Origin of the sequence: Chelatococcus albus (assembly GCF_030067675.1) — a bacterium.
GTDB lineage: Bacteria > Pseudomonadota > Alphaproteobacteria > Rhizobiales > Beijerinckiaceae > Chelatococcus_A > Chelatococcus_A albus.
This window is the reverse complement of record NZ_JASJEV010000011.1, coordinates 104,757-113,466: the sequence shown is the minus strand read 5'-3', so window position 1 is coordinate 113,466 and position 8,710 is coordinate 104,757. Positions and strand designations below refer to the sequence as shown.

Genomic DNA, 8,710 nt, shown 5'->3' with positions numbered 1-8,710 from the left:
GACCGCACTGGCGAGGATGTCGACACCGCGCAGCATCTTCTCGCGCGCGTCGGCCGAAAACTTCACTTCCTTGGCAGACATGGTTCGTCATTCCCGTAAGACATGACTCTCGGGCGGCCCCCATGACGGGCGGCCGCGGGTTCCACCGCCGCTCAGGCAGCCTTCTTCTTCGCCTCGACTTCCTCCAGGACACCCATGATGTCGGACTCCTTCATGATGAGGAGCTCCTGACCCTCGATCTTCACCTCGGTGCCCGACCACTTGCCGAAGAGCACGCGATCGCCCACCTTGACGTCGAGGGCGACGAGCTTGCCGCTCTCGTCGCGGGCGCCGGGGCCGACGGCGACGACCTCACCCTCCTGCGGCTTCTCCTTGGCGGTATCAGGGATGATGATGCCGCCCTTGGTCTTCTCTTCGCTTTCCAGGCGGCGGACGACCACGCGGTCATGCAAGGGACGGAACTTCATTGCGGACCTCCTCTATTGGCAGATCTCGTCATGAGGATCGCGAGCCCACGGGCCCCCTCCACGGAGCGCAGCCCGCCGGTTCGCGGGGGACGAGATAGGGGGCCGGAAAATGGCCTTCAAGAGCCCGTCCCGAAAATTTTGGCACTCCCGACATGAGAGTGCCAACACGCTGACGGAATTGAGTTAATCGCGATGTCCCATGACCGGGAGGGCGCATTCACGAGACAGCGCCCGGGCTGGCTTCCTTCGCGCATCGACAGCCTCTCGAAACGCAATTCATCCGCATGACCGAGGCGAGCCCGTCGCCGCGCCCCGCGGACGGGCGTAGGATGCCGCCCGCGGGCGGGACCATGGCGGCGCATCCTTGCGATGCGCAGGCTGCGTCAGACCCGGGGTGGGGGGCGCGCAACGATCCGCGAGGGAGGCTGGCGATGCCAACCTATTGCATGCTCATCAATTTCACTGATCAGGGCATCCGCACCATCCGCGACGGCGGCAAGCGCATCGACGCGGGACGCGAGCTCGCCAAGAGCCTCGGCCTCACGCTCGACAAACTGGACCTGTGCATGGGCCCCTATGACGTCCTCGTCCACATGACGGCGCCGAACGACGAGGCGGTGGCGAAGTTCGTCCTCGCCCTCGCCTCGCGTGGCAACGTGCGGACCACGACGATGAAGACCTTCAGCGAGCAGGAATACAGGAAGATGCTAGCCGAGCTGCCACCGGCCTGACGGGCCGAGGACGCAAGCTCGCCTGCCGACGAAGGCGATCGCCGCCTCCACCGGGGCGGTGCACCCGCCCGCCCCGCAGCCTCACTCGACGATGCGGGTCAGGCGGTTGTCGGTGAAGAGGTAGAGCTTCTTGCCGGTCGGCTCCTGGTAGAGCACCTGCACTTCGCGCTGGCCCTTGCCGCTTTCGCCGATGAGCACGTCGACCGGCTGGCCCTTGATGCGCACGAGATCGCATTCGCCGATGCCGAGCACCACGGCCTGTGCGGGAGCGCGCCCGCTCGTCGGGTTGAGGCTCGCATCGGCCGTGCAGCGGCCGTCGGGGCCGAGCACCGGCACGCTCGTGCCCGCGTGGACCGTGGCCGACTTGTCATTGACGAAGGCCGTGCCGCCCACGTCGACACTGCAAGCGGCGGTCAGCAGGGCGGAAGCGAGGGCTGCGGCGATCGTGATCCTGGTCATTGGTCCTCTCGTGACGACGCGGTTCAGTCCGCATGGGTGGGATAGAGCGGGCGCACGCTGTCGCGCAGGCCGGCGCGTGACGCATCGCGCGTATAGAACATGTGGCCACCCGGAAAGACCTCGAGGCGGATGCGGCCTTCATCGCCGAAGGCGGGAAGCTGGTCGAGGACGAGCTTCGACTCGAGGTACGGCGTGACGATATCGGTATAGCCGTGCGCTACCACGGCGCGCAGCTTCGGGTCGAGCGCCATGGCGGCGCGCAGGTCGCCGATCGCCTCCGGTTGCGAACGCCCGCCGCCCCAGTTCCACCGGCCGCTCACCTCACGGTTGAGAACGTAGTAGCGTGCATCGACCCGGTAGTTGAGGGTGCGGGCGAGGTAATCGACCATGGCACTTGTCAGGGGTGCCACGTTGGCGTCGAGCAGCGGGTCGTCGAAACTGGAGCGCGCCGCGGTCGGATTGGGATTGAAGCCGGTCACCGCCCCGTCATAGAGGCTCGCGACGCGCTCCTTGTCGCGGTGGAGCTCGCGCACGAAGGTGCCCGTGTCGATCCGCCCGGCGAGGCGTTCCACCACGCCGCGATCGAGGCCCGAGAAGGCGGTGACGCGGTCGACCATGCGTGCCACCGCGGCCTTGTCGCGCGGGCCTCTGAGATAGTCGGCGATGTACTCCCCGGTGGCGTAGCGTTCCACCTCGGCGAGCCTCTCGCGCGTCACGGGCCCCTGCCCGCGTGCCTCCATGGCCGCAGCCGCGAGCGCCGGGAGCCGCGCGGCGGAGGCGAGCGGCAGGACGGAGCTGTCCACGCGCAGCGCGAAATCGAGGACGGGCGAGATCAGCACGAGGCCGGAGACGCCGACACCGTGACCGGTCTGCAGTTCCTGCGCCATCTTCGGCACGCGGAAGCCGCCGTAGCTCTCGCCGACGAGCACCTTCGGCGAGGTCATGCGGCCGGCCTCCGCCAGGTACTGCGAGACGAAACGCGCGAGCGCGTGGATGTCGCCCTCGACCGACCACATTCGCCGACGCACGTCCTCGCCCGCCTGCAGGAAGCGGCTGTAGCCGGTGCCGACCGGATCGATGAAGACGAGATCGGTGAAGTCGAGCCAGGTCTCGGCATTGTCGACAAGCACCGGAGGGGTCGAGGGGCCGTCGCCCTGGTTGCCGAAGGCGAGTCGTTTCGGCCCCATGGCGCCGAGATTGAGGAAGGCGGACGAGGCCCCCGGGCCGCCGTTGAGGACAAAGGTGATGGGCCGCTTCAACGGATCAGCCTCGTCAAGAACGTAGGCGACATAGGCGATCTCGGCGAGCGGGCGCCCCTCGGCTTCCCGCAGGGTGAGGCTTCCAGCTGTCGCGGCATAGCGCAGGATGCGGCCGCCGGCCTCGAGCACGTGCTTTGCCGTGACCGGGGCCGGCAGGCGCTGCAGGTCGTTGGCGGCAGGCTCACGCCGTTCAGGGCGGCCTGCTTGCGCCGTCTGCTGCTCCGCCCCACCGTCGGGCTCCCCGCGCTGTGCCGCGGCCGGGGCTGCAAGACCGAGACACAGCACGAATGCCAGGGACGAGGCGACTGTTCCCTTCATGCCCGCCTCCGCAGTTCGGCGCGACGCCCCGCGCGATCAATCCGCAACCAGGCGGGACCGCCCGATCGCAGGGAAGTTGATCGACCCCAACCGCTTGCGCATGATGCCCTTCAAGAGGTGGCTGCCGCTCTCCGGCATCATGCTCCAGGGACATGTCAGCTCCCGGCACCATCTTCAAGACCGCTCATGCCTTCTTCTGCCAGCGGCCGTTCTCATCCTGCTGCCAATAGGTCGCGGCATGGCCGGCAACCTTGGTCTTGCGCCACTCGTCGCGGGCCCGCGCCAGCGCCTCCTCGTCATTGCCGTTGAACAGCACGACGAGACGCTCGTAGGCAGCCGCGTCGTCCGGGACGCCGGCGCCGTCGACGAGGAAGCGAATGGCGGCACCGTTCGGATTGCCGGCGCCCGTGGTCAACACCACCGGCTGCTCGGCGGCGTCCGGATCGCGATCCGTACCGTGCGGCAGGAAGGCCGCATCGCTGTAGGTCCACAGGTGATCGTCGAGCGCGGCAAGCCGCTCCTGAGCCGGGACCTCGATGACGGCGCGCCACCCACGTTCGAGGCTCTTCTCCACGAGCGTCGGCAGCACGGCCTCGAGCGGCTGGCGCTGCAGGTGATAGAAGAGGACGTCGGTCATCGCTCGGCTTCGTCAGGCGTCGGCGCCGTTTCCATGCCGCCCCTCTCCCGCGGCGAAGCGCGCCGCGCCGCGCGCCCCCTCGCTCTCGATGAGACCGGCGGCGTTCTGCCATTCGAGGCGCATCGCCTCCATCACCGGGCGTCCGTGCTGGAGGCGGACCGCCCGTCGGTCGGCGCGCACGGCACCTTGCGGGAAGAGGGCGATCTCCTGCGCCAGCGCCTCTTCCGCGGCGCGCGCCTCGCCCCTGGGAACCACCCGGTCGCACAGGCCGATGCGGGCCGCCTCGTCGGCCGTGACCTTGCGGCCGGTGAGGATGATGTCGAGCGCCCTGCCCTCGCCGACGAGGCGCGGCAGGCGCACGGTGCCGCCATCGATCAGCGGGATGCCCCAGCGCCGGTTGTAGACGCCGAAATAGGCGTCCTCCTCCATGACGCGCAGGTCGCACCAGAGGGCGATCTCCATGCCGCCGGCGACCGCGGGACCCGCGATCGCGGCGATCACCGGTTTTGACAGTTCGAGCCGCGTCGGGCCCATCGGGCCGTGGGGAACAGCTTCCCCGGCAGGAGGGAAATCGAGCGCCGCGAGCGGCCGCTCCTGGCCCATGAGGGCGGCCGCGTGCTTCAGGTCCCAGCCGGAACAGAACACGCCACCCGCCCCCCACAGGACGGCGACCGAGGCTCCGGGATCCTGCTCGAAGGCCAGGAAGGCCTTGGCGAGCGCTTCGGCGCTCGCCGGATCGACTGCGTTGCGTGCCTCGTGGCGCGCGTGGATCACCGTCGTGACGGCGCCTTGCTTCTCGACGGTGACGGTCATGGCTCAACCTTCGTAGTGATCCCTCACGAGGCGGTCGAGCAGGCGCACACCCCAGCCTGCGCCCCAGCTCTTGTTGGTCTCGGTCTGGGGCGAGGCCATGCCGGTGCCGGCGATGTCGAGATGCGCCCACGGAACACCGTTGACGAAGCGCTGCAGGAACTGCGCGGCGGTGATCGAACCGGCGTTGCGGCCGGCCGAGTTCTTCATGTCGGCGACCTTCGAGTCGATCAGCTTGTCGTACTCAGGCCCGAGCGGCATGCGCCACACCTTCTCGCCCGTCGCCTTGCCGGCGGCCGCCAGGCGCTCCGCCAGCGCATCGTCGTTGGAGAAGAGGCCCGCGTGCTCGCTGGCGAGCGCCACGAGAATGGCGCCGGTGAGCGTCGCGAGGTTCACCATGAAGGCCGGCTTGAAGCGCTCCTGGGTGTACCAGAGCACGTCCGCCAGCACGAGGCGCCCCTCGGCATCGGTATTGATGATCTCGATGGTCTGGCCCGACATCGAGGTGACGATGTCGCCCGGGCGCTGCGCCTTGCCGTCCGGCATGTTCTCCACGAGGCCGATCACACCGACGGCGTTGACCTTGGCCTTGCGCGCGGCGAGCGCGTGCATGAGGCCGACGACGCAGGCGGCACCCGCCATGTCGCCCTTCATGTCCTCCATGCCCTGCGCCGGCTTGATGGAGATGCCGCCGGTGTCGAAGCAGACGCCCTTGCCGACGAAAGCGACAGGCTTCTCGTCGTCCTTGCCGCCGTGCCACTGCATGACGGCAACGCGGCTCTCGCGGGAGGAGCCCTGGCCAACGCCGAGGAGCGCGCGCATGCCGAGCTTCTTCAGCTGCTTCTCGTCGAGGATCTCGACTTCGACGCCGAGCTTGGAGAGGGCTGCAGCCCGGTCGGCGAATTCCTCCGGATAAAGGACGTTCGGCGGCTCGTTGACGAGATCGCGGGCGAGATTGACCCCGGCCGCCACGGCCTCCCGCGCCTTCGCGGCCTTCCTCGCCGCGGCCGGGTCAGCCACGTGCAGCGTGACCTTCGCCGGAAGCGCACCGTTCTCGTCGTCCTTCTTCTTCGTCTTGTACTTGTCGAAACGGTAGGCGCGCAGCTGCAGGCCCAGCGCGGTGTCGGCCGCGGCATCCGCGGTCACGGCCGGTTCGCCGGGCAAATCGAGAAGGACATGGGCGGTCGCTTCCGGCGACAGCTTGCCCATGACGAGGCCGCCGAGCGCGACCCAATCGAGCTTGGCGCGCTCGTCGCCCGCGCCGACCCCGGCAACGATCAGGCGATCGGCCTCGAGCCCCTGCGGCGCGGGAATGACCAGCGCCTTCTGCGCCTTGCCCTTGAAGCGCTCCGCAGCCGCGGCGCGGATGATCGTGGCACAGGCCTCGTCGCCGACGAGTCGCTTCACGTCGGCGGACGGCGCGAGGTCTTCACCGACGAAGACAACGACGTCGCCCCCGGCAGGACGCTCGAGGGGCTTGAACTCGACCTTGACGCGATCGGCCATGAGAACCTTCCTTGCAAGAATGCCGAGGGGCGCGGGCGCAGTCATGATCGAGGGCGAATCCGGGCTCCCGTCTCGTCGCGAGATATAGCACGGCCGATGGCGGAGTAAGGGCAAAGCGCCGGGCGCCGCCACGAAAGCGCCCTCCTCGCGGATCAGGGATTGCGCTACCCGCGTTCGCGGGCCTTGCAGGACGGGCGCGGAGCGTTTAGCTCCCCGTCTCAAGGCACGCCGGGAACGAAAAACGACAGCGCAATGGGTCTCATCGAGCGATACATTCTGCGCAACGCGGCGGTGGCCTTCGTCGCCTGCCTCGCGGCGCTCACGCTCGTCATCTGGATCACGACGATCCTGAGAGAGCTCGACCTGCTGACCGGCAAGGGCCAGACGCTCGGCATGTTCCTGCTCGTGACCGCCCTGTCGCTGCCGGCGCTGGTCACAATCATCGCTCCCGTCGCGCTCTTCATCGCCACGGTCTATGCTCTCAACAAGCTCAACGGCGATTCCGAACTCATCGTCATGAGCGCCGCCGGCGTGCCGCCGGCGCGCCTGCTGCGGCCCTTCGTCGTGCTCACGGCGGTGGCGGCGATCCTCGTGGGCACGATGACCATCTACCTCATGCCGGCGAGCTTCCAGGGACTGCGCGACCTCGTCACGAAGATCCGCGCCGACTTTGTCGCCAACATCGTCAAGGAAGGCCAGTTCACGACGCTCGATACGGGCATCACCTTTCACTACCGGGAGCGGGCCGGCAACGCCCTCCTCGGCATCTTCATGCAGGACCGGCGCGAACAGGACAAGACGATCGTCTACATCGCCGAGCGCGGCCAGACGACGGAGGTCGACGGCAACAGCTACCTCGTGCTGGAGAAGGGCTCGGTGCAGCGCCAGGTGCCCAACAGCCGTGATTCCAGCATCGTCGTGTTCGACCGCTACGCCATCGACCTTTCCGCCTTCAGCCAGGACAGCGGCATCATCGTCTACAAGCCGCGCGAGCGCTCCACCTGGGCCCTGCTCGCGCCCGATCCGAACGAGCCTTACTACCAGTCGCAGGAGGGGCGCTTCCGCGCCGAACTGCACGACCGCTTCTCGGCGCCACTCTATACCGTCGCCTTCATGCTGATTGCCTTCGCGGCGCTGGGCGAGGCCCGCACGACCCGCCAGGGCCGGGGAACGGCGATCGCGGCGGCCGTGGCCGCAGTCGTGGGCGTGCGCGTACTGGGCTTTGCCGGCTCGAGCGCCCTCGTGAAGTCGCCCCCGGCGGTGCTGCTCGTCTATGGCGCGCCGCTCGGCGCCGCGCTCGCTTCGCTCTTCGTCATATTCCAGGGGCCCCGCGTGAAGGCGCTCGTCGGGCGGGTCAGCCGATGGCTGGCCATGCGCGTCGGTCCCCTCCTGCCCATGCCGCGGGGGGCCTGATGCTCATCGGCGCAACCCTCGGCCGCTATTTCTCGGCGCGCTTCCTGCGCATGATCCTCGCCGTCTTCGGCACGGTCTTCGTGCTCGTCTATACCCTCGACTTCGTCGAATTGATGCGGCGGGCCGGCGATGCCGAAGGCGCGTCCGCCCGCCTCATGGCGACGCTCGCCCTGCTGCGGACGCCGACGGTCGCCGAACAGGTGCTGCCCTTCGCCGTCCTCTTCGGCTCGATGGCGACGCTTCTCACCCTGAGCCGCAAGCTGGAACTGGTCGTGGCCCGCGCGGCCGGCGTCTCTGTCTGGCAGTTCCTGCAACCGGCCTTCTTCGTCGCGCTCGCCATCGGCGTCGTATCGGTCACCGCCTACAATCCGCTGGCCGCCCTGCTGAAGCAGCACGCCACGAGCATCGAGGCGCGCATCTTCGCCAAGAGCAGCAAGGCTTCCTCCGGCAAGGACCTGTGGATCCGCCAGCGCAGCGTCGACGGCCAGGCGATCATCCGCGCCGAGTCGGCCATCGACGCCGCCGGCGCGCTGGCACGCGTCACCGCCTTCGTCTACGAGCCCGGCGGCGCATTCCGCGAACGAATCGAGGCCCCCCTGGCACGGCTCCACGACGGATACTGGGAGTTCCAGGACGCGCGCGTCCTGTCCGTCGGCGAGGAACCCCAGAACTACGGCGCCTACCTCCTCGCCACCACGCTGGACCCGGCGCAGGTGAGGCAATCCTTCACCCCGCCGGAGACCGTGCCCTTCTGGCAACTGTCGACGGTCATCGAGCGCACCGAGCGCGCCGGGCTCGACGCCACGGCCTATCGCCTGCACCGCGATGTACTCCTTGCGCGGCCTCTGCTTTTCGTCGCGATGGTGCTCGTGGCCGCGTCCGTTTCATTAAGATTCTTCCGATTTGGTGGTGTAGCGCGGATGGTTCTCGGTGGCGTCGCGGCGGGCTTCATGCTTTATGTCGCGACCGAACTCATGGAGGACCTCGGCGCGTCGGGACTGGTTGGCCCCGTCGTCGCCGCCTGGTTCCCGGCGGTCGTTGGAAGTTTGCTCGGTGCGCTCGCACTCCTCCATCAGGAGGACGGCTGATGGGCGCGGGCAATGACCTGGG

General features: G+C 68.5%; 9 protein-coding genes. 3 read left to right on the top strand and 6 right to left on the bottom strand.

Annotation, left to right across the window (positions count from 1 at the left end; all coding sequences use genetic code 11):
* Positions 1–152: 152 nt before the first annotated feature.
* Positions 153–467: a co-chaperone GroES gene (gene groES, locus QNA08_RS15810; RefSeq protein WP_283741689.1), complete on the bottom strand. Its 315-nt coding sequence runs from the start codon at positions 465–467 to the stop codon at positions 153–155.
* Between the two features lie 431 nt (positions 468–898).
* On the opposite strand from groES, the gene QNA08_RS15805 reads away from it, so the two are divergent.
* Positions 899–1,198, top strand: coding sequence for a GYD domain-containing protein (locus tag QNA08_RS15805; protein ID WP_283741688.1), 300 nt, complete (start codon positions 899–901; stop codon positions 1,196–1,198).
* An 81-nt stretch (positions 1,199–1,279) separates the two neighbouring features.
* Here the strand turns inward: QNA08_RS15805 and QNA08_RS15800 are convergent, their stop codons facing one another.
* The 5 genes from QNA08_RS15800 to QNA08_RS15780 all read right to left on the bottom strand — a co-directional run bounded on the left by QNA08_RS15800 (position 1,280) and on the right by QNA08_RS15780 (position 6,187).
* On the bottom strand, positions 1,280–1,657 hold the full coding sequence (locus tag QNA08_RS15800) for a hypothetical protein (protein WP_283741687.1): 378 nt from the start codon (positions 1,655–1,657) through the stop codon (positions 1,280–1,282).
* 23 nt (positions 1,658–1,680) lie between these two features.
* Positions 1,681–3,234, bottom strand: a complete 1,554-nt coding sequence (locus QNA08_RS15795) for a S10 family peptidase (protein ID WP_283741686.1) — start codon at positions 3,232–3,234, stop codon at positions 1,681–1,683.
* 184 nt (positions 3,235–3,418) lie between these two features.
* Positions 3,419–3,871 carry a DNA polymerase III subunit chi gene (locus QNA08_RS15790; RefSeq protein ID WP_283741685.1) on the bottom strand — a complete coding sequence of 151 codons (453 nt, stop codon included), beginning with the start codon at positions 3,869–3,871 and terminating at the stop codon, positions 3,419–3,421.
* A gap of 12 nt (positions 3,872–3,883) precedes the next feature.
* Positions 3,884–4,684, bottom strand: coding sequence for a crotonase/enoyl-CoA hydratase family protein (locus QNA08_RS15785; RefSeq protein WP_283741684.1), 801 nt, complete (start codon positions 4,682–4,684; stop codon positions 3,884–3,886).
* A gap of 3 nt (positions 4,685–4,687) precedes the next feature.
* Positions 4,688–6,187, bottom strand: a complete 1,500-nt coding sequence (locus tag QNA08_RS15780) for a leucyl aminopeptidase (protein ID WP_283741683.1) — start codon at positions 6,185–6,187, stop codon at positions 4,688–4,690.
* 252 nt (positions 6,188–6,439) lie between these two features.
* Between QNA08_RS15780 and lptF the strand changes: the two genes are divergently transcribed.
* Together lptF and lptG are read left to right on the top strand one after the other, a co-directional pair.
* The gene (gene lptF, locus QNA08_RS15775; RefSeq protein ID WP_283741682.1) at positions 6,440–7,600 is read left to right on the top strand and encodes an LPS export ABC transporter permease LptF; all 1,161 of its coding nucleotides are present in this window, start codon (positions 6,440–6,442) and stop codon (positions 7,598–7,600) included.
* Positions 7,600–8,688 (top strand): LPS export ABC transporter permease LptG, encoded by a 1,089-nt coding sequence (gene lptG, locus QNA08_RS15770; RefSeq protein ID WP_283741681.1) that lies wholly within the window; start codon positions 7,600–7,602, stop codon positions 8,686–8,688. The genes lptF and lptG overlap by 1 nt, the downstream gene beginning before the upstream one ends.
* Positions 8,689–8,710 lie beyond the last annotated feature (22 nt).